The organism is Mumia sp. zg.B53, assembly GCF_019550935.1.
Taxonomy (GTDB): domain Bacteria; phylum Actinomycetota; class Actinomycetes; order Propionibacteriales; family Nocardioidaceae; genus Mumia.
In genome coordinates, this window is the sequence record NZ_JAHWCK010000001.1 from 644,916 (window position 1) to 668,652 (window position 23,737).

The window sequence follows — 23,737 nt, forward strand, 5'->3', positions numbered from 1 at the left end:
GGTGACCCGGGGTCAGATCTTCTCGACGGGGGCGTAGCGCAGCAGGAGCCGCTTGACGCCCTCGGACCCGAAGTCCACCGACGCCACGGCACGGTCACCCGCACCCTCGACCGCCACCACCGTCCCCAGACCGAACGTGTCGTGTGAGACACGGTCGCCCGGTGACAGGTTCGGAACGTCACGCTTGGCCTTGCTCGCCTTGTCAGCCGTCGCCGAACGCAACGGGGCCGCGGAGGTCCGGCGCGGCAGGTAGCCGCCGGACCACGTGGTCGTGTCGGCCTGGGTGCGCTTCCAGTCGACGAGGTCCTCGGGGATCTCGTCGAGGAAGCGCGACGGCGGGTTGTGCGAGGGCGCGCCCCAGGCGGAGCGTACGAGCGCCCGGGTGACGTAGAGCCGCTGCTCGGCCCGGGTGAGCCCGACGTAGGCGATCCGGCGCTCCTCCTCGAGCTCCTTGGGATCACCCAACGACCGCATGTGCGGGAAGATCGACTCCTCGAGCCCGGTCAGGAACACGACTGGGAACTCCAGCCCCTTGGCCGTGTGCAGCGTCATCAAGGTGACCATGCCGTCGCCGGAGTCCGGGATCGAGTCGGCGTCGGCGACGAGCGAGACGCGCTCGAGGAACGCGGCCACGGAACCCGGCTGCAGGACGTCGTCGTCGGCGGTCTCTGCGTCACCGTCTCCCGCATCGGCGGTGAGCGTCGCGGCGTCGGAGACGAACTCGCGCGCGACGGCCACCAGCTCGGAGAGGTTCTCGACGCGAGCCTCGTCCTGCGGATCGGTGCTGTTCTCGAGCTCATCGAGGTAGCCGGAGCGGGCCAGCGTCGCCTCGAGAACCACGTCGACCGGCTCGCCCGACGCCGCCATCTCCTGCAGGCCGGTGATCGTCTCGACGAAGCCGGCGATCTGCTTGAGCGACCGCGTCGCGATGCCGGGTGCCTCCTCCGCACGCTGCAACGCCTCCCAGAACGTGATGCGGAGACGGTCGGCGTACGCCCCGACCACGGCCTCTGCCCGGTCTCCGATGCCGCGCTTGGGGGTGTTGAGGATGCGACGCAGCGAGACCGCGTCGGCCGGGTTGACCAGCACCCGGAGGTAGGCGATCGCGTCCTTGATCTCCTTGCGCTCGTAGAAGCGCACCCCGCCGACGACCCGGTAGGGCAGGCCGACGCGGATGAAGACCTCCTCGAACACGCGCGACTGTGCGTTGGTCCGATAGAAGACGGCGACATCGCTGGGCTTGGCCAGCCCTTCGTCGGTCAGCCTGTCCACCTCGTCGGCGACGAACTGCGCCTCGGCGTGCTCGTCGTCGGCGACGTAGCCGATGATGGCCTCGCCCTTGCCCTGCGCGGACCACAGGTTCTTTTTCTTGCGGCCCTCGTTGCGGGAGATGACGGCATTGGCCGCGTCGAGGATCGACTGCGTCGAGCGGTAGTTCTGCTCGAGCATGATCGTCGTCGCTGTCGGGAAGTCGGCCTCGAACTCGAGGATGTTGCGGATGTTGGCCCCGCGGAAGGCGTAGATCGACTGATCGGAGTCGCCCACCACCAGCAGGTCGGAGTCGGGCTCGGTGCACAGCTCGCGGATGAGGACGTACTGGGCGTGGTTGGTGTCCTGGTACTCGTCGACGAGCACATGACGGAACCGGCGCCGATAGACGTCGGCGACGTCGGGGAACGCCTGGAACAGGTGAACCGTGGTCATGATGAGGTCGTCGAAGTCCATGGCGTTGGACGCCCGTAGACGCTCTTGGTAGGCCACGTAGGCCGTGGCGTAGGCGCGCTCGGTGTCGTTGTGCGCCTTGGATGACGCCTGCTCGTGGTCGACGAGCTCGTTCTTGAGGTTGGAGACCCAGTTGAGCACTCCACGCGGCGGGAACCGCTTGGGGTCGAGCTCGAGGTCTCGGCAGACCTGGGTCATGAGGCGCTTGGAGTCGGCCGCGTCGTAGATCGTGAACGTCGACGAGTAGCCGAAGCGCTGGGCCTCCTTGCGGAGGATGCGTACGCAGGCCGAGTGGAACGTCGACACCCACATCAGCCGCGCGCGCCCGCCGACGAGGTCGGCGACGCGCTCGCGCATCTCGGCAGCGGCCTTGTTGGTGAAGGTGATCGCGAGGATCGACCCCGGGTGGACGTGGTGCTGCGAGATCATCCAGGCGATGCGCCGCGTCAGGACACGGGTCTTGCCCGAGCCTGCGCCGGCGACGACCAGGAGCGGGCCGCCCGCGTGGGTGACGGCCGCGCGCTGGGGGTCGTTGAGCCCCTCGAGCAGCGCGTCTGCCTTCGCCGCGCGGCGCGCCTCGATCTCCTCGTCGCTCGGACCGTCGTGGCCGCCTCCGCCAGGGCTGCCGAGAGCGGGGGTCGTACGGGCGTCGCCGGGTCGCGAGCCGCCCGGCAGGCGGTCTGAGGGCACGGGAAACGGGAGGCTCATCGTGCTCCCCAGCCTACGGGGACCGACGGACATGATCGCGCCGGGCGTACTGGAACAAGCTGACCCACTGTTCACCAGTGGCGGCCTACTCTTGACAAGGGGGGTCACTGCGAGCTAAGGAGGCGCCGACGTGCGCATCGTCATTGATCCCGACGTGGGTGAACCCCCGTACGAGCAGGTACGCCGCCAGATCGCGTCGCAGGCAGCCGACGGCACGCTGGGTCCGGGGGCACGTATCCCGACAGTGCGTGCGCTCGCCCACGATCTCGGCCTCGCGGTGAACACCGTGGCGAAGGCCTACCGCGCACTGGAGGCCGAAGGCGTCGTCGAGACGCTGGGGCGCCGCGGGACGTTCGTCCGTACGTCGGTGATGACAGCCGACGTCTCACGTGCCGCTGCCGCGGCGGCCGACGCCTACGTCAGCGAGCTTCGCCGCCTGGGCCTGGCTCGCACCGAAGGCGTCAGGATGGTCGAGGACCGCTGGCTCTGACGCCCACCGAGTCTGCGCTCAGGCACCCACGTAGTCCGCGAGGTGCTTGCCGGTGAGGGTCGACCGGTCGACGACGAGATCAGCGGGGGTGCCCTCGAAGACGACCCTGCCTCCGTCGTGGCCTGCTCCCGGACCGAGATCGATGATCCAGTCCGCGTGGGCCATCACGGCCTGGTGGTGCTCGATGACCACCACCGACCTCCCGGAGTCCACCAGCCGGTCGAGCAGCGCGAGCAGTTGCTCGACGTCGGCGAGGTGGAGACCGGTGGTCGGCTCGTCGAGGACGTAGACGTCCCCCTTCTCGGCCATCTGCGCCGCCAGCTTGAGCCGTTGCCGCTCTCCGCCCGACAGGGTCGTCAGCGGCTGCCCGAGGCTGAGGTAGCCGAGCCCGACGTCGACCAGCCGGTGGAGGATCTTGTGCGCAGCCGGTGTCCGTGCGTCACCGTCGCTGAAGAACGCCTCGGCATCGGTCACCGACATCGCCAGCACCTCGGCGATGTTGCGGCCACCGAAGGTGTACTCGAGGACCGATCCCTGGAAGCGCCGGCCCTCGCACTCCTCGCAGGTCGACTCGACGGTCGCCATCACCCCGAGCTCGGTGAAGATCACTCCTGCGCCCTTGCAGGCCGGGCACGCACCCTCCGAGTTGGAGCTGAACAGTGCCGGCTTCACGCCGTTGGCCTTGGCGAAGGCCTTGCGGATCGGCTCCAGCAGACCCGTGTACGTCGCGGGGTTGCTGCGTCGCGAACCCTTGATGGCGCCCTGGTCGACGACGACCACGCCGTCGCGCTCGGCGATCGAGCCGTGGATCAGCGAGCTCTTGCCCGAGCCGGCGACGCCGGTGACGACGCACAGCACGCCCAGCGGCACGTCGACGTCCACGTCTTGCAGGTTGTGCATCGACGCGCCACGGATCTCGAGCGCCGCGGTGGACGTGCGGACCTCCTCCTTGAGCCTCGCGCGGTCGTCGAGGTGGCGCCCGGTGGTCGTGTCGCTCTCCCGGAGACCCTCGATGGTGCCCTCGTAGCAGATCGTGCCCCCGTCGGCCCCCGCGCCGGGACCGAGATCGACCACGTGGTCGGCGATCGCGATCGTCTCGGGCTTGTGCTCGACGACGAGCACGGTGTTGCCCTTGTCGCGCAGCTGGAGGAGCAGCTGGTTCATCCGCTCGATGTCGTGCGGGTGGAGCCCGATGGTGGGCTCGTCGAAGACGTACGTGACGTCGGTGAGGGACGAGCCGAGGTGGCGGATCATCTTGGTCCGCTGCGCCTCGCCGCCCGACAGCGTGCCGGCGGGACGCTCGAGGCTCAGGTATCCCAGGCCGATCTCCTGGAACGCGACGAGCAGGTGCTGGAGGCCGCGGACGAGGGGGGCGACTCCCGGCTCGTCGAGGTCGCGCATCCACGCCGCGAGGTCGCTGATCTGCATCCGGCAGAGGTCGGCGATGTTCTTGCCCCGGATCGTCGAGGAGAGCGCTTCCTTGCTCAGCCGGGTGCCGTCGCAGTCGGGGCAGGTGGTGAACGTGATCGCGCGCTCCACGAATCGACGCACGTGCGGCTGCATGGCGTCGACGTCCTTCGAGAGCATCGACTTCTGGATCTTGGGGATCAGGCCCTCGTACGTGAGGTTGATGCCTTCGACCTTGATCTTGGTCGGCTCCGCGTAGAGGAGCTGCTGGAGCTCCTTCTTGGTGAATTTCGCGATCGGCTTGTCCATCGGGATCCCGGCGCCGCTGAAGATGCGGCCGTACCAGCCGTCCATGCTGTATCCCGGGACGGTCAGCGCGCCCTCCTCAAGACTCTTCGACTCGTCGTACAACGCGGTCAGGTCGAAGTCGCTGGTCACTCCCATCCCCTCGCAGCGCGCACACATGCCGCCCTGGTAGACCGCACCGCGGACGACCGTCTTCTCCTCCTTGCCGCCCTTCTCGGTCTTCATCACGCCGCTCGCCGTACGGGTCGGGACGTTGAAGGCGAAGGCCGTCGGCGGCCCGATGTGCGGCGTGCCGATCCTGCTGAAGAGGATCCGCAGCATCGCGTTGGCGTCGGTGGCGGTGCCGACCGTGGAGCGCGGGTTCGCCCCCATGCGCTCCTGATCGACGATGATCGCCGTGGTGAGCCCTTCCAGATGGTCCACCTCGGGACGCGCGAGCGACGGCATGAAGCCCTGGACGAACGCCGAGTACGTCTCGTTGATCATCCGCTGAGACTCCGCGGCGATCGTGGCGAAGACCAGCGAGCTCTTGCCGGAGCCGGAGACCCCGGTGAACGCTGTGAGTCGGCGCTTGGGGATCTCGATGCTCACGTCTTTGAGGTTGTTCTCGCGCGCGCCCTGCACGCGGATCAGGTCGTGGCGGTCCGCCGCGTGGTCGGAGTCGGCCTGGGGAGGAGGAGCGGGGTGGCGGGCGGTGTCCATGGCCGCCACGCTAGCGGCGAGCGAGCTCCCGTCGCTTCTTCATTCCTGACCTCCGAGCGGGCCGTCAGCGCGGCGTCTCCGTGTGCCCATCGTCGTGCGGCTCATCCTTGTGCTCCCGCCACGGGCGCTCGAACGGCAACCGCCAGGCGTTCGGCGCGATCAGCTGGTGGATCGCGTTCGGCCCCCACGAACCCGGCGGGTAGACCCTGACCGGCGACGGGTGGTCGATGAGCTGTTGCGAGAGACCCCACAGCTGCTCGATGCCGTCGGCGGTTGTAAACAGCGTGTGGTCGCCGCGCATCGCGTCGTAGATGAGCCGCTCGTACGCCTCGAGGGCCGACACCGCGCCGGGGTCCTCGTGGAACGAGAACTGCATCGAGTACTTGTCCATCCGCATGCCGTGCCCGGGCTTCTTGCCGTAGAACGACAGCGACAGCCGCGCGCGGTCCGCGAGGTCGAACGTCAGGTGGTCCGGGCCCTGCGCACCCACACCCGACCCCTCGGGGAACATGCTCTTGGGCGGCTCCCGGAACGCGATCGAGATGATCCGCGCGCCTTCGGCGAGCTTCTTGCCCGTACGGAGGTAGAACGGCACTCCCGCCCACCGCCAGTTGTCGATCCAGCACCGCAGCGCGATGAACGTCTCCGTCTCGGAGTCGTCCGACACGGCCGGCTCCTCGCGGTAGCCCGCGTACTGGCCGCGGACGACGTCGGCGGGCTCGATGGGCAGCATCGACCGGAAGACCTTGTTCTTCTCCTCGGTGATCGCGTGCGGGGTGAGTGCCGTCGGCGGCTCCATGGCGACGAAGCCGAGCACCTGGAAGAGGTGGGTCACGACCATGTCCCGATAGGCGCCGGTCTCCTCGTAGAACCCGATCCGCCCACCGAGCCCCAGTGTCTCCGGCACGTCGATCTGGACGTGTTCGATGTGGTTGCGGTTCCAGATCGGCTCGAACAGGCCGTTGGCGAAGCGGAACGCCAGGATGTTCTGCGCCGCCTCCTTGCCGAGGAAGTGGTCGATACGAAAGATCTGGTCCTCGCGGAACACCTCGTGGAGCGCCGCGTTCAGACGCCGGGCCGACGCGAGGTCGGTGCCGAAGGGCTTCTCCATGATGATCCGCGAGCGCGGCGCCAGGCCGGCCTCGTCGATCTCGTGCACGACCGACAGCGCGGCCTTGGGCGGAACGCTCAGGTAGTGCAGGACCTGCGGCTCGCCGCTGACCTCGGACTCGGCCTTGCGAACGACGGCGGCAAGCCCGTCTGCGCCCTCGTCACCAGGCGCCCAGCGGAGCATGCCGGCGAACTCGGCCCATGCCTCGTCGGTGGGTGCCGGCGTGCTGAACTCGTCGACCGCGTCACGCGTCAGCGTGCGGAACTTGTCGAGGTCCATGTCGTCGAGCGACGTGCCGACGATCCGGGCGTCCTGGAGCAGGCCGGCCTGCCAGAGGTGGAGCAACCCTGGAAGCAGCTTGCGCCGTGCCAGGTCCCCCGTCGCCCCGAACAGAACAATGACGTACGACTGCGACTCCATGCGCCTCAGCGTAGTGCGCGCCCGCGGATCTCGATGGTGGAGCGACCGCAACGAGGGGCGACCGGGGAGTCTCGTGACCGCCGTCACAGCCAAGCGGGGTTGCCGACCAACCTACGGTTGCGTAGGTTGTTGGTGCACGGCCGTTCACTGAACCCTCGGAGGCCCCATGGGAATCGTCCGCAAGGCGCTCGCCTCGCGTCCGATCGCTGCCCTGACCTCGCCCCACACCATCGACCACTATCTCGACCAGATCCACCCCATGCTTGTGGTGCAGCACGTCCGCGCCCGGGTCGTCGAGGTGATCCACGAGACCGGTGTCGCCAGCACGGTCGTGCTCCGACCCAACGGCGTCTGGGAGGGCTTCGCGCCCGGGCAGCACGTCGAGTTCGGCGTGGAGGTCGACGGCAAGCGCCGCGTGCGCGTCTTCTCGGTCTCCAGCTCGGCCCGCCGCAAGGACGGGCTCTTCAGCGTCTCCGTCAAGGCGCACCCGGACGGCTACGTCTCCCAGTACCTGCATCACGAGCTGGCCCCGGGGACCCTGGTGCACCTGTCTCAGGCCGCCGGCGAGTTCGTGCTGCCCGAGACCGTCCCAGAGGACCTGCTGCTGCTCTCCGGCGGCAGCGGGATCACACCCGTCATGTCGATGCTGCGGACGCTCCGCGACGACGGCCACACGGGACGCGTCACCTTCCTCCACTACGCCCGCAGCCGCGAGGACGAGATGTTCTCCGCCGAGCTCGACGAGCTCGCCGCCACGTACGACGCGGTGCGCGTGGTCCGCGTCTACACCCGTGTCCCCGAGCCCGACGCCGAGCTGACCGGGCGGTTCGACCTCGTCCATCTCAAGCATCTCGACGTCGACCCCACCACCACTCTCACCTACGTGTGCGGGCCTGCCGGGCTCATCGCGTCGGTGCGGGACGCGTACGACGAGATCGGCGCCGCAGCGCAGCTGCGCCAGGAATACTTCAAGGTCCCGACGGTCGATCTCTCCGCAGCAGACGCGACCGGGACCCTCACCTTCGACGACAGCGGCATCGACGCCGCCAACTCCGGCGCGACCATCCTCGAGCAGGCCGAGAAGGCCGGGCTCACGCCCGACTTCGGCTGCCGCATGGGCGTCTGCAACACCTGCGCCATCAAGAAGAACCACGGTGCCGTCCGCCATGTCATCTCGGGCGAGGTCACCGCCAACACCGACGAGACCGTCAAGATCTGCGTCCAGGTCCCCGTCGGCGACGTCAACGTCGCCCTCTGAGAGGTAACCCATGTCCCACTACCGCAAGAAGCGCGCCCCGATCGAGCCGCTCAGCGCCAGCAACCACAACCAGGCGCCCGTCCCCCTCGTCGGCGAGGACGCCTCGACCCGCGCCACCATCGGGCTGGACCTGATGACGTACGAGCAGCTCGAGGAGTTCGGCAAGGAGCTCGACAAGGTGCGCCAGCGCGTCCTGGACGACCTCGGCCAGAAGGACGCCGACTACATCCGCCGCGTGATCAAGGCACAGCGCGTGTGCGACGTCGTCGGCCGCGTCGGCGTCTTCATGCCGTTCTTCCCGCCCGCCTTCGTCGGCGGCATCGCGAGCCTCGGCATCTCCAAGATCCTCGAGAACATGGAGATCGGGCACAACGTGATGCACGGCCAGTACGACTGGATGAACGACCCGGTCGTCGACGGCAAGAAGTACGAGTGGGACAACGTGGCGCCGGCCCAGGACTGGAAGCACGGCCACAACTACATCCACCACACCTACACCAACATCCACGGCATGGACCGGGACATCGGCTACAACCTGTTCCGGATCGACGACGAGCAGCCTTGGTACCCGAGCCACCGGTTCAACCTGCCGCTGGCGTCGCTCCTCATGCTCTTCTTCGAGTGGGGCGTGATGTACCACGGCATCGAGCTGGACGAGTACCTCGGTGGCCGCATGAGCAAGGCTGAGTTCACCGCCCGCAAGAAGCGTGCGCTTCAGAAGGTGCGTCGTCAGGTCGTCAAGGACTACGTCGCCTTCCCGCTCGCCTCGGTCGCGCTCGTGCCGTTCACCGCCTGGTGGGTCCCGCTGGCCGTGCTCGGCGGCAACGTCGCCGCCAACATCATCCGCAACGTGTGGACGTTCATCATCATCTTCTGCGGGCACTTCCCCGCCGAGGTGGAGACGTTCACCGAGGAGGAGGCCCAGAACGAGACGCGCGGCCAGTGGTACCTCCGCCAGCTGCTCGGCTCGGCGAACATCACCGGCTCCAAGCTCTTCCACGTGATGTCGGGCAACCTGTCCTACCAGATCGAGCACCACCTCTTCCCCGACATCCCGGCACGCCGCTATCCCGAGGTCGCGAAGGACGTGCGCCGACTCGTCGAGAAGTACAACCTGCACTACAACACCGGTCGTCTCTCGAAGCAGATCGGCAGCGTCGCCCGTCAGCTCGCCGCGCTCGGCAAGAAGCCGTCCGACCCGTACAAGGTCGGCAACTCGCCGGAGTCGAAGGCGCTACGTCGCGAGAAGCGCGAGGCCGAGAAGGCCGCACGCGAGGCGCTGGCAACGGCCGCCTGACCGTACGGATCGTACCGAGCGACGATGCGTTCCGACCACACGCTGGTCGGAACGCATCGTCGTCTCAGGCGACGTCTCGTACGACGACGTCGGGACGGAGGTCGAGGCGGCGGAGCAGCTGCGCGTTGAGGGCGACGACCACCGTGGACGCCGACATCAGGATCGCTCCGACCGACATCGGGAGCACGAACCCGACCGGCGCCAGGACACCCGCGGCGAGCGGCACCGAGATCAGGTTGTAGCCCGCGGCCCACCAGAGGTTCTGCTTCATCTTGCGGTACGTCGCCCGCGACAGCGCGATCACCGAGAGGACCGAGCGCGGGTCTGAGCTCGCCAGGATGACGCCGGCAGAGGCGATCGCGACGTCGGTGCCGGCGCCGATCGCGATCCCGACGTCGGCCTGGGCGAGTGCCGGTGCGTCGTTGACGCCGTCGCCGACCATCGCGACCTTGAGTCCCTCTCCTTGCAGCTCGGAGACTTTGGCAGCCTTGTCCTCGGGGCGGACACCGGCGTAGACACGGTCGATGCCCAGCTCGTCGGCGACCGCCCGCGCCACCGCCTCGGCGTCACCGGTGATCATCACGACCTGCACCCCGATCGCGTGCAGGGCGTCCACGGCCTGCCGCGACTCCTCGCGCACCTCGTCAGCGAGCGCGAGCGCACCGGCCACCTCTCCGTCGACGAGGACGTGGAGGATGATCGCGCCCCTCGTCCGCCACGCCTCGGCCACACCGAGCTCGCGCCCGCCTTCCTGCTCGAGGAGCGCAGGCCCTCCGACCTGCACCCGCCTGCCGTCGACCACCGCGGTCACGCCCACGGCCGGCGACGAGCTGAACCCGCCCGAGACGCCCACCGTCAGACCCCGGGCGCGAGCAGCGGCCGTGATCGCCCTCGCGAGCGGGTGCTCGCTGTCGGACTCCGCCGCGGCGGCGAGCGCGAGCACCTCGTCCGGGCTGCGCCCGCCGGTGGTCTCGACGGCCGTCACGGTGGGCTCGCCCTTGGTCAGGGTGCCGGTCTTGTCGAACAGCACCGCGTCGACGGTGCGCATGCTCTCGAGGGCGAGCCGGTCCTTGACGAGGACGCCGCCGCGGGCCGCGCGCTCGGTCGCGATGGACACGACCAGCGGGATGGCGAGCCCGAGGGCGTGCGGACAGGCGATGACCAGGACCGTGATGGTGCGGACGACCGCCTCGTCGGGCTCACCGATCAGTGACCACACCAGTGCCGTGATCAGAGCAGCACCCAGCGCGAACCAGAACAGCCACGCGGCAGCGGTGTCGGCGAGGCGTTGGGCTCGCGACGACGAGCTCTGCGCCTCGGTGACCAGCCGTTGGATGCCCGCGAGCGCGGTCTGGTCGCCGACGGCGGTGACCTCGATCCGCAGACCGGAGTCGGTGGCAACCGTCCCCGCGACCACGGGATCCCCGACGCCGCGCGGGACCGGCCGCGACTCCCCCGTCACCATCGACTCGTCGATGTCGGCGGCGCCCTCCACGATGCGTCCGTCCGCGGGGACGCTGCCACCGGGGCGTACGACGACCAGGTCGCCGACCCGCAACCGGGATGGCGCGACGGTCACGATCTGGTCGCCCTCGACACGCTCTGCCTCGTCCGGCAGGAGCGCCGCCAGCGAGTCGAGCGCGGAGGTCGTCTGCGCGAGCGAGCGCATCTCGATCCAGTGACCGAGCAGCATGATGACGATCAGCAGCGCGAGCTCCCACCAGAAGTCAAGCTGGTGGTGGAGGATCCCGAGACTCGCACCCCACGACGACACGAACGCGACGGTGATCGCGAGCCCGATGAGCAGCATCATGCCCGGCTGGCGTGCACGGATCTCGCTCACGGCGCCGCTCAGGAACGGCTGGCCGCCCCAGGCGTACATCACGGTGCCGATCAGCGGAGAGACCCAGCCGACCCAGGTCGCGTCAGGAAGGTCGTAGCCGACGATGTCCGCGAACATGCCGGAGAAGCCCACGACGGGCACGGCGATGACGAGCATGATCCAGAACAGACGACGGAACTGACCGACGTGGTCGCCGTGGCCCGCGTGCCCCTCGCCCGCCATCTCGTGACCCTCGTGGCCCGCCATGTCCGGGTCGTGGGCGTGACCTGCGTGTCTGCCGTGCACGTGTTCCGTGGGCATCCCCGGCCCGTGGTGATGACCGCTCATGCCACCGACAGTATACCCCTAGGGGGTATCTGCCAACCGGCCGAGAACCAACGTGGCCACCCGCTCGAGCTCGGGAGTGAGCGCGCTCTCCGGGACCGTCACCTGCTGGTCGCCGTACGTGAACGTGTAGGTGAACCGGTCGGCGCCCCGCGGATCGGCGTCGCGGATGGGCAGCGCCGTGAAGTTGACCTGCTGGAGAATCGACGCCACTTCGGCCCCGAGAGGCCCCTCGTCGGCGTCGACCGCGGCCTCGCGCACCACGCCGGTGAAGCCGCCCGTGCGCGACACCACGATCCGCCCCGAGCGACGGGCCGGAGCGCCCGCATCCGCGGCATCGAGACCCGGGGTGACACCGACCTCCTCCCACGCCGCGCTCACGGCGTCGGCCTCCTCCTCGCCGTAGAGGTCCCCCGCCGCGGCGACCGTCGCGGCAGCGAACTCGCCGAACCCGCTGTCACGTCCGACCGCATCCCCGGTCAGCGCGGCGTACCAGATCCTCCCGGTGCGCTCCCACGTGTAGCCGCCCAGGCGCAGCGCCGCGAGGGTGAACGCCTTGTTGGGGATGCCGGAGTTGATGTGCACGCCACCGTTGTCGGCCGTGGTCTCGACGTAGTCGCGCATGGACCCGACCTGCGGGTCCCTGCCCAGCAGCGGGTCGTCGTACGCCGTGCCGGGCTCGCGCATCGAGCGGAGCGCGACGGCGTTGATGCTCGGCTTGAAGAGGCCCTCGCCGATCAACCAGTCGGCCTGCTCGGCGGTCTGGTCGAACTGGCGCTGGAGCGCCATGGCCGCGAAGCAGTCGGACACCGACTCGTTGAGCGCACCGGACTGACCCGAGTAGCGCAGGTCCGCGGTGAACTGCGTGACGCCGTGGGTGAACTCGTGGAAGAGCACGTCAGGCGGTTTGGTGAACCGCTCGAACACCTCGCCGTCCCCGTCGCCGAACACCAGCTGGTCACCGTCCCAGAAGGCGTTGTCGTAGGCCCGCCCGAAGTGGACCGTGACGGTGACGGTGCTGCCGGCGTCATCGATGCCACTGCGTCCGTAGACGGTGGAGAACAGCTCGTGCACGATGCCGGTGCTGTCGTACGCCTCGTCGACCGCCTGGTCGCCCGTCGGCGGGTCGGCGTCACCGCGGACCTTGTCGCCCGGCAGGCTCGTCCCACCCCCGGCGCTGTAGATCGTCTTGGTCCCGTCCGCGTCGGGCGGCTGCGCGACCGACGGTGACGTCGTCGCGCGCCGCTCCCTCAGCCGCTCGTCGAGCCCGCGGGTGCGGCCGAACCAGTCGGCGGCGTGGCCGTGGCCGACATCGGCGAGCCGGTCGAGGAGGTACGGCGGCACGAACTGGCATCCCATGCGTCCTGTCTACCGTGCGGCACCGACACCGGCGACACGGTCGAGCACCGCCCAAGGGCGCTGTCCGGGGCGCCTCAGATCAGGCGGCGGTCGTTGGCCCACCGGGTGAGCTCGTGACGGCTCGACAGCTGGAGCTTGCGCAGCACGGACGACACGTGGGTCTCGACGGTCTTCACGGAGATGAAGAGCTCCTTGGCGACCTCCTTGTAGGCGTAGCCACGGGCGATCAGGCGCATCACCTCACGTTCGCGCTCGGTGAGCCGGTCGAGGTCGGAGTCGACCTGCGCGACCTCGATCGTCCCCGCGAACGCGTCGAGCACGAATCCCGCCAGCCGCGGCGAGAAGACCGCGTCGCCACCGGCCACCCGACGGATCGCGTCCACCAGCTCGTCGCCCGTGATGTTCTTGGTGACGTAGCCCCGGGCGCCCGCGCGGATCACCCCGATGACGTCCTCGGCGGCGTCGCTCACCGACAGGGCGAGGAACTTCGTGTCCGGGTAGCGGGTCGCGACCCGGCGGAGGACCTCCGCACCGCCGCCTCCCGGGAGGTGGACGTCGAGCAGGACCACGTCGGGACGGTACGACTCCACCGCACGCACCGCCTCGTCGACGTCCCCGGCCTCCGCCACGATCCGGACCGTGCTGCCGAGCTCGGCCCGCACACCCGTCCGGAACATCGCGTGGTCGTCGACGAGCAGGACGCCGAGGTCCCTCAAGCCGCCGGTCTGCGTCGGGGTGCTCACGCGTCTCCTCCTCCGTCCGCGCCGTTGCGCGCAGCCTCGTGTGCGCCGTTGGGCGCCTTGTCTCGTACGAGGGGCAGCGCGAGTCGAACCTCCGTGCCCTCCCCTGGTCCTGAGCGTACGACGGCCGTGCCGCCGTGCCTGTGCATGCGCGCCACCAACGAGCGGCGGATGCCCAACCGGTCCTCCGGGATCGCCGACGGCTCGAACCCGACGCCGCGATCGCGCACGAAGACCTCCGCCGCCGCACTCCCGACCTCGACGTAGACGTCGATTCGGTCGGCACCGGAGTGCTTCGCCGCGTTCGTCATGGCCTCGCGCGCAGCCGCACGCAGCGCCTCCACGTCGACGTCCGGATCGAGGTCACCGACCCCGACGACCTCGATCGGCACCCGATAGGTCGTCTCGATCTCGGCGGCGTCGGCGACCAGGCCGGCCCGTAGCGTGGAGCCGTCGTCGCCGGCCGGCTCGCCGTACAGCCAGTCGCGCAGCTCCCGCTCCTGACGCCGGGCGAGCGTCGCGACCTGCGCCGGGTCGTTCGCGTTCTTCTGCAGCAGCGCCAGGGTCTGAAGGACGGAGTCGTGGAGGTGGGCCGCCACGTCGGCCCGCTCCTGCGACCGCACGCGCTCGCGTCGCTCGGCGGCGAGATCACTGACCAGGCGTACGATCCACGGCCCGAGCAGCAGGCCGGCGCCGGCGACGGCGACGACCAGCGCCGCGAGCAGCTGGGCGGCCGACCCCAGACCGCCCCCGAGCTGCGCCACGAACACGCCGTAGGCGATGAGCACCAGCAGGGCGCCGGCCGCCATCCTCAGCACGGCGGCCCATCCCGACGTCACCCTGACCCAGCGGCGCAACAACCGGTCGTCGGCCTGGCGCCAGATGAGCGCGAAGCCGGCGATCGCCAGGACAGCGGGGAAGACGAGGCTCGAGACCCTGTCGCTGCCCAGGACGAACCACGCCACGCCGACACCGAGCACGACGAGCGCGGTGGTCTGCAGGGTCATCCTGTTCGACGGCGGTGTCGCCTCGTCCTCGTCGAGCCGCAGCCCGCGGCGGGTCGCACTGGCCAGCCCGGGCGAGCCATCGGCGCTCCCCAGCGGGACGAAGACCCAGAAGGCGACGTACGCCAGGACGCCGGCGAGCTGGAACAGCGTGCCCACGACGAACGCGAGCCGCACCCACAGGACAGGGACGCCGAGGTGGTCGGCGAGTCCCTGCGCCACCCCGCCGAGAACGCGGGGGCTCGCGGATCGAGAGAGCCGTCTCACCGGTGTCGCACTGAGGGTCACGCTGTCGATCGTCACACGCGGGGCTGGTCTCGGACCAGCCGGATCGACCCCTGAGCGACCCTGGGGCGGTGTGGCGCGGACCGGGTGCGGACCAGGGGTCTCACCCATACTCCAAGTGACAGAAGCCGAGCAGGATGGAGCCATGGACGACACGACCTCACGCCCCGAGGACCCGGTGACACCACCGGCGAGCCTCGGGACCGGCTCGAGCACCGCGCCCGAGGGCACGGCCCGACCACCGACCACCGGTTCGCTGACCGACATCCGGCGCACCGAGAGCGGACGCATGGTGGCCGGGGTGTGCGCGGGCATCGGGCGGACGCTCGGGATCGACCCGGTCATCCCGCGCATCCTGTTCGCGGTCTTCACCCTCGTGGGGTTCGGTGGTGTCATCGCCTACGTCGCCTCATGGATCCTGATTCCGGACGAGCGGACGGGCGAGAGCTATCTCAAGCGATGGTTGGGACTGGGCGACAGCGAGCCCCAAATCCGTCTCGTCGGTCTCGGGGCCGCGGGGCTGATCGCGGTCACGTGGACCTGGGGCTGGGGATGGCAGATCGGCCCGCTGTGGGTCGCGGCGCTGGTCGTCATCGCGTGGGTCGGCTACCGCGAGTACCAGGAGCGGCGGGACTCCGGCACCTCCTCGGTCACGCCGCCGCCGAACGTGCCGCCTCCGCCGGCGCCCTCGTACGCTCCTCCGCCGTGGGCGCCGACCGCTCCGGCGCCGGTGACCGCGACGCCCTTCGCGCCGACCGGAGCCCCGTCGTACGCCGCCGTGCCTCCTGTGCCGCCGGGACCACCCGGACCAGCGTGGGGTTCCGCTCCTCAACCCGCCCCGGTGAAGCCGCCCAAGCGGCCGAACCCGCGGCACGACCGCGGGACGCTGACCGTCATCACCCTCTCGGCGATGCTCATCGTCACCGGTGTCACGCTCGTCGCCACCCAGGGCGACCTCGCGCCGTCGGTCTACGCCGCGGCGGCGACGGGCACACTCGCGCTGGGCATGCTGATCGGCACGGTGTTCGGCAACGCTCGTCCGTTGATCCTGCCGGCCATCCTCGCCGTCATGGTCCTCGCTGTCTCCACCGTCATCCCACGCCTGGACGCCGGCCGGATCGAGACCGTGCCGACCAGCGCGGCGGACCTGAGGTCCGGCTACGCGGTCGGGACGGGCGAGGTCGTGGTGGACCTGCGGCAGGTCTCCGACCCCGCGGCCCTGGACGGGCGCCGGCTCGAGCTGGAGGTCGGTCTGGGTGGCGTCAGGGTGTACGTCCCCGCCACCCTCGACATCGACCTCGACGCCTCCGTCGGCGCCGGCTCGATCACAGCCCTCGGCTACCAGCGCGGCGGCGTGCAGACGTCGCTGGACGTGCGCGACGACACCTCGCTCCCCGACCTCATCCTCAGCATCGACGTCTCCCTCGGTGACGTGGAGGTGATCCGCTCATGAAGCGTCATCCGTTGGACGCCGTCACCCTCGTCGCGCTCGCGTTCGTGCTCGTCGCGGGCGCCCTGTGGGGCATGTGGTACGCAGGTTGGGAGCCGGCCACCCTCGCGGTGGCGGCCCCCCTGCTCCTTGTCGCCCTCGGCACGGTCGGGCTCGTCGCGACGCTGATCGCCGCGCGCCAGGCGGGTCGGCGGCAGCGCGAGCAGCGCACCGCGGTGGCGCCACCGACGACTCTGGACCCCACGCCGGGCGCTGCCGAGCAGCCGGACGACGACGACCCGGCCGAGAACACCGACACCGTCCCTGCCGACACACTCACCTTGGAGGACCTCACGCGGTCCTCCGACGACCGAGAGGACCCCCGATGAACCGTTCCAAGCAGCTCGCCCGCACGACCCACGACAAGTGGATCGGAGGAGTGTGCGGAGGACTGGCCCGCTATCTGGGCGTCGACCCGACCGTCGTCCGGCTGGGGTTCGTCGTCCTGACGCTGCTCGGACTGGGATCCATGATCCTCGTCTACCTCGTCGCCTGGCTCCTCATGCCCGCCGACGCCTGAGCCACCACCACCCCCTGAGGGGCGCGCGGGTCGGGAGGACGGTGGCGGGCCCTCACCGCGAGCGCGGGCGCTCGAACAGCCGCGACATCACGATCGCGCTGCGTGTCCGCTCGACCCGCGCGTGCTCCCGCATCCGCTCCACGACCTGCTCGATCTCGGTCATGCTCGTCGCCATCACGTGCACGATCGCGTCGGCGTGGCCGGCCACCGTCCACGCGCCGACGATCTGCGGGATGGCCGCGAGGTTGCGCTTGAGCTCGGCCACGGAGACGTTGCCGTCGTAGTAGATCTCGACGTACGCCTCGGTGGTCCAGCCCAGCGCCGCCGGGTCGGTGAGGGCGGTGAACCCGGTGATCTGGCCGCGGGCCCGCATCAGGTCGACCCGACGCTTGACCGCGGGCGCCGACAGCCCGACACCTGACCCGATCTCGGCGTAGGTCGCCCGCCCGTCGCGCATCAGGTGCCCGATGATCTCCCGGTCGACAGCGTCCATCGGTCGGGCCTCCTCGGTGTCGCGCGCGCCCTCGTGCCGCCCAGCCTAGAGCCCGCGGCGCAGTCACGGCCCCTACCCGCCCTCACAGGCACCCCACGTGGTCGCTAGCTCTGCCAGGACTTCCACAGGGCCGCATACGACCCTCCGCGGGCTACCAGCTCGTCGTGGCTGCCGAGCTCGGTGATCGCGCCGTCCTCGACGACGGCGACGCGGTCGGCATCGTGCGCGGTGTAGAGGCGGTGCGCGATGGCGACCACGGTGCGTCCCTCGAGCACCGCGCTCAACGAGCGCTCGAGGGCGCGGGCAGCGCGCGGGTCGATCAGCGACGTGGCCTCGTCGAGCACGAGCGTGTGGGGATCGGTCAGGACGACGCGCGCCAGCGCCAGGTGCTGCGCCTGGGCGTCGGTGAGCCGGTGCCCACCGGATCCGACCATCGTGTCGAGGCCGTGCGGCAGCTGCGCGACCCAGTCGCGCGCACCGACGGCGTCCAACGCCGCCCACAGCCGGTCGTCGGCGGCCGTACCCCCGTCCTCCAGGGCAAGCTGGAGGTTGTCACGCACGGTGCCGACAAAGACGTGGTGCTCCTGCGTCAGCAGCGCCACCCGGCGCCGGAGGTCGTCGAGCTCGAGCTCGGTGACCCCCACCCCGCCGACCGTGACCGCGCCGCTCGTCGGACCCTGGATGCCCGCGATCAGGCGGCCGATCGTCGACTTCCCCGCGCCCGACGGGCCCACGACGGCGAGCCGCTCGCCCGCCGCCAGCTCGAGGTCCACCCCGTGGAGCACCTCTCGGCCCTCGATGTAGGAGAACCGGACGTCGTCGAGCTCGATCTCCTCGCCTGCAGGGGTGCGACCGGTCGGAACCCGGTCGTCCGGGACCTCCGCCACGCCCAGCAGGCGCGCGAGCGACGTCGCACCCACCTGGAGGGTGTCCATCCAGCTGATGATGCGGTCGACCGGGTCGATGAGGAACCGGACGTACAGGACCGCCGCCGTCATCTGGGCCAGCGTGATCGACCCCTGCGCCATCAGCCATCCCCCGACGAGCAGGGTCGCGACGACGGGCACCAGATAGCCGATCTCGACCGCGGGGAAGAACACCGAGCGGAGGTTGCGGGTGTAGGACTCGGCCGCGTACGACTCCGCGATGTCGGCGTCGATGCGTTCGCTGCGCTGCGCGCCCAGCCCGAGGGCCTCGACGGTGCGAGCACCCTCGACGGTCTCGGCGAGCGTGGTGTTGATCCGCGAGTACGAGGCGTGCTCGCGGATGTAGCCGGCGCGCGCACGCGCGAGGTACCAGCGGGAGGCCATCCAGATGACGGGCACGCCCAGCACGAGCGGGACGGCGACCCAGCCGCCGACGAGCAGCGCTGCGACGATCGTGCACGCCGCCGTCACGAGAGCGACGACGGTCTCCGGCACCGCGAAGCGCACGGACCATCCGAGCGTGTCGACGTCACGCGACGTCCGGGTGAGGAGGTCGCCCGTCCCGGCGCTCTCGACGACACCGATCGGCAGGCCGAGCGCCTCGTCGACGAAGTCCTCGCGCAGCCGGGCCAGGACGGTCTCGCCGAAGACGGCCGAGCGCAGTCGCGCCCACCGGGTGAGCACGGTCTGCGCCAGCAGGCACACCGCGACGAAGATCGCGATCCGGTCGATGGTGCCGTAGCCGCCCTTGTCGGTCGCGGCCTCGACGAGGTCGCCGATCAACCACGGCACCACGAGGCCGGCGCCGGCTGCCGCACCGTGCAGCACGACGATCACGACGAGGTCGCGGCGGTGGTCGCGACCGATCCGGCGCAGGTAGGAGCGGAAGACTCGGCTGCCGGCGATGGGCAGGGCATCATGCAACGTCCTCGGCCTCCTCTCGGGTCACGACCTGGCGGTAGGCACGGTCGGTGGACATCAGGTGGTGGTGCTGGCCCCTCGCGACGACGCGCCCTCCGGTGAGGAACACGACCTCGTCGGCGACGTCGAGGACGAGCGGGCTGCTCGTGACGACGACCGTGGTCCGTCCGGCGCGGTGGCGTCTCAGCCGCTGGGCGATTCGCGCCTCGGTGTGCGAGTCCACCGCCGAGGTGGGCTCCACGAGGACGAGCACGTCGGCGTCGGTCAGCAGTGCTCGTGCGAGCACGATGCGCTGGCGCTGACCGCCGGACAGGGACCGCCCGCGCTCGGCCAGCTCACCGTCGAGCCCGTCGTCCAGCGCCTCCAGGACGTCGTCGGCCGAGGCGGTCGTCAGGGCGTGCGCGACCTCCTCGTCCGAGGTCGCACGGCCGGCGTCCAGGGCGTCTCGGAGGCGCCCGCTGAAGAGGGCGGACGCGGTGTCGCTGACGACGACCCGGCGCCGGAGCTCGTCCCGACCGACCGCACCCAGCGGCACGTCGCCGTAGGTGACGGCGTCGGCGTCGTCGCGTCCCGGCTGGACGTAGCCTCCGAGCCGGTCCGCCAGCGCCACGGCGTCTCGCGGGTCGTCGCTGACGACGGCGGTCAAGAGGCCCTTGCTCGCCACGAACGAGGTCGAAGCGTCGACAAGGTCGCCGTCGGGCGGGCTGACCGGGTCAGCGGGGTCGGAGACGCTCGGGACGATGCGGAGGATGCGGATGACGTGCCGCGCCGAGACGTGGCCGCGGATGATCTTGTTGGCGGCCTCGGTGAAGGTACGCAACGGCAGCAGCAGGAACGTCGCGTAGCCGTAGAAGGCCACGAGGTCGCCCGTACTGATCTCCCCGGACGCGGCGTAGCGCGCGCCGAGCCAGACGACGAGCACCACGAACGCCCCGGGGAGCAGGACCTGGAGCGCGTCGAGCACCGACTGCACCCGCGCCACCTGGACGCCGGCTCTGCGGACGTCCTGCGACGCGGCGCGGTAGCGGCGGTCGAACATCGCCTCCCCGCCGATCCCGCGAAGCACCCGCAGGCCGGCGACGATGTCGCTGGCGAGCGTGTTGAGCTCCCCCTGGAGAGCACGGGCGTGCTGGTTGCGTCGGTTCAGACGGCGCAGCAGCGGGCCGGTGGCGAGCATCAGGACCGGGACACCGATCAGCACCACGAGGCCCAACGTCGTCGATGAGCGGAGCAGGATCACCGCGACGACGAGATAAGCGACGATCGCGCCGGCGAAGCGACCCGCGACGTCCACGTAGTTGCCGAGGTTCGCGAGGTCGGTCGCACCCACGGAGACGACCTCGCCGTGAGCGACCCGGCGGTTCAGCTCCGAACCGAGCCGGCCGGAGTGCCCGCTGACCAGCTGGACGTTGCGGTAGGCCGCATCCAGCCACATCTGGACCGAGAGCCGGTGACGGATGATCCCGGCGGCCGCCCCGATCGCACCCACGAGCAGCAGGAGCGCTGACCAGAGCACCAGACCCCGCCCGAACCCGTGCTCCACCACCGCGTCGATCGCCGCGCCGATGACGGCGGGCACCGACGCCTGGGCGACCATCCAGGTGATCCCGAACGTGACCGCGCCGACGAGCGTCCAGCCCTGGACACGCAGGATCCACGCCATGTAGCGGGCCGCCGAACGGAGGTCCGGTGTGCCTGGGTCGTCCAGCGGGAGGCTCTTCACAACGGTCAAGCCTAAGCACCGTGTCGGAGGCGCCGCGATCGAATATCGACCGTCCGGACGGTATGTGATCCTGGTCTCCTCAGCGAAGCAACGAGTCGCCGGTAAAGTGTGTGTCGGTGTGCCGGGAAGTCTGGTCGGCGTCGTCTCGACCACCCCAGAAGGAGCACCGTTGTCCCAGAACACCGTCCTCGGTCGCGGCTCATGGCCTGAGGCCTCGCGCATCGCCGCGCTGCTACGGCAGGAGACCGTCGGCGGCTTCCTCCTGATCGGCGCCGCCGCGGTCGCGATCGTGCTCGCCAACAGCGGACTCGGCGACGCCTACACGACGCTGCGTGACACCCGGATCGGCCCCGAGTCGCTGCACCTGGACCTGAGCCTCGGCACGTGGGCGGCCGACGGCTTGCTGGCCATCTTCTTCTTCGTCGCCGGGCTCGAGCTCAAGCGCGAGCTCGTCGCCGGCGACCTGCGCGACCCGCGTCGAGCGGCGATCCCGATCCTCGCTGCCGTCGGTGGCATGGTCGTGCCGGCACTGATCTTCGTGGCCGTCAACCTCAGCACGGGGGGCACGGCGCTGCGCGGCTGGGCGATCCCCACGGCGACGGACATCGCGTTCGCCCTGGCCGTCCTGGCCGTCCTGGGGTCCTTCCTGCCGACGGCGCTGCGGACCTTCCTGCTCACCCTCGCCATCGTCGACGACCTGCTGGCGATCGTCATCATCGCGTTCTTCTACACCGACCAGCTCGCGGTGGGGTGGTTCGCCGCCGCCCTCGTGCCGATCGGGATCTTCGCGGTGCTGGTGCAGCGACGGGTGCGCTCGGGCTGGATCCTCATCCCCCTCGCGCTGCTCGCGTGGGGCCTCGTCCACGCCTCAGGGGTGCACGCCACGGTCGCGGGCGTCATCCTCGGATTCACCGTGCCGGTGGCGCGCAGAAAGGCAGCGGGCGGCCCGGAGGCCGGCCCAGGGCTCGCCGAGCACTTCGAGCACGTCTGGCGACCGATCTCGGCAGGCATCGCCGTGCCGATCTTCGCGTTCTTCGCCGCCGGTGTCGACGTCGGCGGAGTCAGCGGGCTCCTCGACGCCAACCGCAGCACGATCACGTACGGAATCGTCCTCGGCCTGGTGGTCGGCAAGACGCTCGGCATCGTGGGGGCCACCTGGCTGATGGCGAGGTTCACGCACGCACGCCTCGACCCGTCGCTCGGGTGGATCGACGTCGTCGGCGTCGGGATGCTCGGAGGGATCGGGTTCACCGTCTCTCTGCTGATCGGCGACCTCGCATACGGTCTCGCCTCGACGTACGACGAGTACGTGAAGATCGGGGTGCTCGAGGGCTCTGTCCTCGCCGCGCTGCTCGCCACGGTCGTGCTGCGGCTGCGCAACCTCCGCTACCGTCGGATCAGTGAGGACGAGGCGCGTGACGACGACCGTGACGGCGTGCCCGACGTCTACCAGCGCGACGACGAGGCGTAGTCGCCGTTGCCCGAGGACGCGCGGTCGTTAAGCGATTGACCGCCCCTCCGACCGGGGACACACTCGCCAGATGCTGCCCGTGATCCATCCCGTCCTGCCGCCTTCCTCCGCCACCTCCCCCGAGGCCTGGGCGCTGCTGGGGGTCGAGCGTGTGCGGGTGGCGAGCGACGACGCGCTTCACGGCCACCACGACCTGACGCCGGGCTTCGCCCAGATGGCGTCGATCCTGGCCGACCGCACGTACCGCCCACAGCACCGGATCGTGGCCGTCTGCGACGACCTCCGTACGCCGGAGTCCGTGGTCGGCCACGCGTCGGTCCGGCTGCCCCAGGTCGGCGAGACCGACGTCGTGCACCTCGACCTCGGGGTCGACCCCGCCTGGCGTCGGCGCGGGATCGGGACGGCGCTCGCCGCCGTCCTCGCAGAGAGGGTCCGGGAGACGGGACGCACGGTGGTCAAGGCCGAGACGTCGTACGGACGGGTCATCGACACCGGCGCCGAGACGCTGGCCGCGACGACGGGCGTGGGCAGCGTCCCCGCCGACGATCCTGCGACCCGCTTCGCCGTCCGGTACGGGTTCACGCTCGAGCAGGTGGAGCGGCAGTCCACGCTCCCGTTGCCGGTCGGCCACGAGCACCTGGCCGGTCTGTCCCGGACGGCGGCCGCGGCCGCCGGCGACGCCTACCGCCTCCACACGTGGGTCGACGAGATCCCCGAGGCGTGGGAGGTCCAGTACGCCCGGCTCCTGACGCGCATGTCGACGGCCACACCGTCCGGCGGGATGGAGCAGGTGGAGGATCCCTGGGACGTCGCACGGCTCCGCGAGGCGACGGCACGACGGCAGGCGACCGGGGACCTGGCGCTCGTCGTCGCGGCCGAGCACGTCCCGACGGGGGAGCTCGCCGCCTACACCGTCGTCGAGTTCACCGACTCACGACCCGAGTCGGTGATCCAGGACGACACGCTTGTGCTGCCGGAGCACCGCGGACACCGCCTCGGGATGCTGGTCAAGTGCCGTCTGCTGGAGACGCTGGCGTCCGTACGCCCGCAGGCGCGGCGCATCCACACGTGGAACGCCGAGGAGAACACGCACATGCTGGCCATCAACGTCGCGCTCGGCTACCGCCCGGCCAGCGTCAGCGGGCAGTGGCAGCTCCGGCTGACGGACTCCTAGCGCTGGTTGTCGATCTCGGGGGATCCTGTTCGTTGTCCGGGTGA

The 23,737-nt window shown here is 70.4% G+C and carries 18 protein-coding genes; 8 read left to right on the forward strand and 10 right to left on the reverse strand.

What is annotated here, in order from left to right; translation table 11 throughout:
• Window positions 1-12: 12 nt before the first annotated feature.
• Window positions 13-2,430 carry a DNA helicase PcrA gene (pcrA, locus tag KV102_RS03180; protein WP_220345286.1) on the reverse strand — a complete coding sequence of 806 codons (2,418 nt, stop codon included), beginning with the start codon at window positions 2,428-2,430 and terminating at the stop codon, window positions 13-15.
• A 130-nt stretch (window positions 2,431-2,560) separates the two neighbouring features.
• Between pcrA and KV102_RS03185 the strand changes: the two genes are divergently transcribed.
• On the forward strand, window positions 2,561-2,920 hold the full coding sequence (locus tag KV102_RS03185; RefSeq protein ID WP_220341979.1) for a GntR family transcriptional regulator: 360 nt from the start codon (window positions 2,561-2,563) through the stop codon (window positions 2,918-2,920).
• Between the two features lie 18 nt (window positions 2,921-2,938).
• On the opposite strand, the gene KV102_RS03190 is transcribed toward KV102_RS03185, so the two are convergent.
• Window positions 2,939-5,335 carry an excinuclease ABC subunit UvrA gene (locus KV102_RS03190; RefSeq protein WP_220345287.1) on the reverse strand — a complete coding sequence of 799 codons (2,397 nt, stop codon included), beginning with the start codon at window positions 5,333-5,335 and terminating at the stop codon, window positions 2,939-2,941.
• A gap of 64 nt (window positions 5,336-5,399) precedes the next feature.
• On the reverse strand, window positions 5,400-6,866 hold the full coding sequence (gene zwf / locus KV102_RS03195) for a glucose-6-phosphate dehydrogenase (RefSeq protein WP_220341981.1): 1,467 nt from the start codon (window positions 6,864-6,866) through the stop codon (window positions 5,400-5,402).
• A 166-nt stretch (window positions 6,867-7,032) separates the two neighbouring features.
• Between zwf and KV102_RS03200 the strand changes: the two genes are divergently transcribed.
• Together KV102_RS03200 and KV102_RS03205 are read left to right on the forward strand one after the other, a co-directional pair.
• On the forward strand, window positions 7,033-8,124 hold the full coding sequence (locus tag KV102_RS03200; protein ID WP_220345288.1) for a ferredoxin reductase: 1,092 nt from the start codon (window positions 7,033-7,035) through the stop codon (window positions 8,122-8,124).
• Window positions 8,125-8,134: 10 nt separating this feature from the next.
• Entirely contained in the window at window positions 8,135-9,421 is a 1,287-nt protein-coding gene (locus KV102_RS03205) for a fatty acid desaturase (RefSeq protein WP_220345289.1), read from the forward strand.
• 64 nt (window positions 9,422-9,485) lie between these two features.
• Here KV102_RS03205 and KV102_RS03210 read toward each other — a convergent pair whose 3' ends face one another.
• From KV102_RS03210 to KV102_RS03225, 4 genes are all read right to left on the reverse strand, one after another.
• Window positions 9,486-11,510 (reverse strand): heavy metal translocating P-type ATPase, encoded by a 2,025-nt coding sequence (locus tag KV102_RS03210; RefSeq protein WP_255560551.1) that lies wholly within the window; start codon window positions 11,508-11,510, stop codon window positions 9,486-9,488.
• Between the two features lie 99 nt (window positions 11,511-11,609).
• Complete coding sequence (locus KV102_RS03215) at window positions 11,610-12,947, reverse strand: protealysin inhibitor emfourin (protein ID WP_220345291.1); 1,338 nt, start codon at window positions 12,945-12,947, stop codon at window positions 11,610-11,612.
• A gap of 74 nt (window positions 12,948-13,021) precedes the next feature.
• Complete coding sequence (locus tag KV102_RS03220; protein ID WP_308290214.1) at window positions 13,022-13,690, reverse strand: response regulator transcription factor; 669 nt, start codon at window positions 13,688-13,690, stop codon at window positions 13,022-13,024.
• Window positions 13,687-14,979 carry a PspC domain-containing protein gene (locus KV102_RS03225; protein WP_308290215.1) on the reverse strand — a complete coding sequence of 431 codons (1,293 nt, stop codon included), beginning with the start codon at window positions 14,977-14,979 and terminating at the stop codon, window positions 13,687-13,689. The genes KV102_RS03220 and KV102_RS03225 overlap by 4 nt, the downstream gene beginning before the upstream one ends.
• Before the next feature lie 142 nt (window positions 14,980-15,121).
• On the opposite strand from KV102_RS03225, the gene KV102_RS03230 reads away from it, so the two are divergent.
• Genes KV102_RS03230 through KV102_RS03240 form a run of 3 tightly spaced genes read left to right on the forward strand, consistent with a single transcriptional unit; the run spans window position 15,122 to window position 16,985 of the window.
• Window positions 15,122-16,429 (forward strand): PspC domain-containing protein, encoded by a 1,308-nt coding sequence (locus KV102_RS03230; RefSeq protein ID WP_220345293.1) that lies wholly within the window; start codon window positions 15,122-15,124, stop codon window positions 16,427-16,429.
• The gene (locus tag KV102_RS03235) at window positions 16,426-16,794 is read left to right on the forward strand and encodes a hypothetical protein (RefSeq protein WP_220341988.1); all 369 of its coding nucleotides are present in this window, start codon (window positions 16,426-16,428) and stop codon (window positions 16,792-16,794) included. The genes KV102_RS03230 and KV102_RS03235 overlap by 4 nt, the downstream gene beginning before the upstream one ends.
• Window positions 16,791-16,985: a PspC domain-containing protein gene (locus tag KV102_RS03240; RefSeq protein ID WP_220341989.1), complete on the forward strand. Its 195-nt coding sequence runs from the start codon at window positions 16,791-16,793 to the stop codon at window positions 16,983-16,985. Before KV102_RS03235 ends, KV102_RS03240 begins: the two co-directional genes overlap by 4 nt.
• Window positions 16,986-17,037: 52 nt before the next feature.
• On the opposite strand, the gene KV102_RS03245 is transcribed toward KV102_RS03240, so the two are convergent.
• The 3 genes from KV102_RS03245 to KV102_RS03255 form a co-directional block, all read right to left on the reverse strand.
• Window positions 17,038-17,478, reverse strand: a complete 441-nt coding sequence (locus KV102_RS03245; RefSeq protein ID WP_220341990.1) for an Lrp/AsnC family transcriptional regulator — start codon at window positions 17,476-17,478, stop codon at window positions 17,038-17,040.
• Window positions 17,479-17,582: 104 nt separating this feature from the next.
• Window positions 17,583-19,328 (reverse strand): ABC transporter ATP-binding protein, encoded by a 1,746-nt coding sequence (locus tag KV102_RS03250; RefSeq protein WP_220345294.1) that lies wholly within the window; start codon window positions 19,326-19,328, stop codon window positions 17,583-17,585.
• Window positions 19,321-21,048 carry an ABC transporter ATP-binding protein gene (locus tag KV102_RS03255; RefSeq protein WP_220345295.1) on the reverse strand — a complete coding sequence of 576 codons (1,728 nt, stop codon included), beginning with the start codon at window positions 21,046-21,048 and terminating at the stop codon, window positions 19,321-19,323. The genes KV102_RS03250 and KV102_RS03255 overlap by 8 nt, the downstream gene beginning before the upstream one ends.
• Window positions 21,049-21,217: 169 nt before the next feature.
• On the opposite strand from KV102_RS03255, the gene nhaA reads away from it, so the two are divergent.
• Both nhaA and KV102_RS03265 read left to right on the forward strand, forming a co-directional pair.
• A complete protein-coding gene (gene nhaA, locus KV102_RS03260) occupies window positions 21,218-22,519 on the forward strand; it encodes a Na+/H+ antiporter NhaA (protein ID WP_220345296.1) in 1,302 nt (433 codons plus the stop codon).
• A 70-nt stretch (window positions 22,520-22,589) separates the two neighbouring features.
• Complete coding sequence (locus tag KV102_RS03265) at window positions 22,590-23,693, forward strand: GNAT family N-acetyltransferase (protein ID WP_220345297.1); 1,104 nt, start codon at window positions 22,590-22,592, stop codon at window positions 23,691-23,693.
• Window positions 23,694-23,737: the final 44 nt, after the last annotated feature.

What these genes read in the sequence shown, in the direction of transcription:
- pcrA (WP_220345286.1), bottom strand. Translation starts at nt 2,430, where the DNA reads ATGAGCCTCCCGTTTCCCGTGCCCTCAGACCGCCTGCCGGGCGGCTCG.
- KV102_RS03190 (WP_220345287.1), bottom strand. Translation starts at nt 5,335, where the DNA reads ATGGACACCGCCCGCCACCCCGCTCCTCCTCCCCAGGCCGACTCCGAC.
- zwf (WP_220341981.1), bottom strand. Translation starts at nt 6,866, where the DNA reads ATGGAGTCGCAGTCGTACGTCATTGTTCTGTTCGGGGCGACGGGGGAC.
- KV102_RS03200 (WP_220345288.1), top strand. Translation starts at nt 7,033, where the DNA reads ATGGGAATCGTCCGCAAGGCGCTCGCCTCGCGTCCGATCGCTGCCCTG.
- KV102_RS03205 (WP_220345289.1), top strand. Translation starts at nt 8,135, where the DNA reads ATGTCCCACTACCGCAAGAAGCGCGCCCCGATCGAGCCGCTCAGCGCC.
- KV102_RS03210 (WP_255560551.1), bottom strand. Translation starts at nt 11,510, where the DNA reads ATGGCGGGCCACGAGGGTCACGAGATGGCGGGCGAGGGGCACGCGGGC.
- KV102_RS03215 (WP_220345291.1), bottom strand. Translation starts at nt 12,947, where the DNA reads ATGGGATGCCAGTTCGTGCCGCCGTACCTCCTCGACCGGCTCGCCGAT.
- KV102_RS03230 (WP_220345293.1), top strand. Translation starts at nt 15,122, where the DNA reads ATGGACGACACGACCTCACGCCCCGAGGACCCGGTGACACCACCGGCG.
- KV102_RS03235 (WP_220341988.1), top strand. Translation starts at nt 16,426, where the DNA reads ATGAAGCGTCATCCGTTGGACGCCGTCACCCTCGTCGCGCTCGCGTTC.
- KV102_RS03240 (WP_220341989.1), top strand. Translation starts at nt 16,791, where the DNA reads ATGAACCGTTCCAAGCAGCTCGCCCGCACGACCCACGACAAGTGGATC.
- KV102_RS03245 (WP_220341990.1), bottom strand. Translation starts at nt 17,478, where the DNA reads ATGGACGCTGTCGACCGGGAGATCATCGGGCACCTGATGCGCGACGGG.
- KV102_RS03265 (WP_220345297.1), top strand. Translation starts at nt 22,590, where the DNA reads ATGCTGCCCGTGATCCATCCCGTCCTGCCGCCTTCCTCCGCCACCTCC.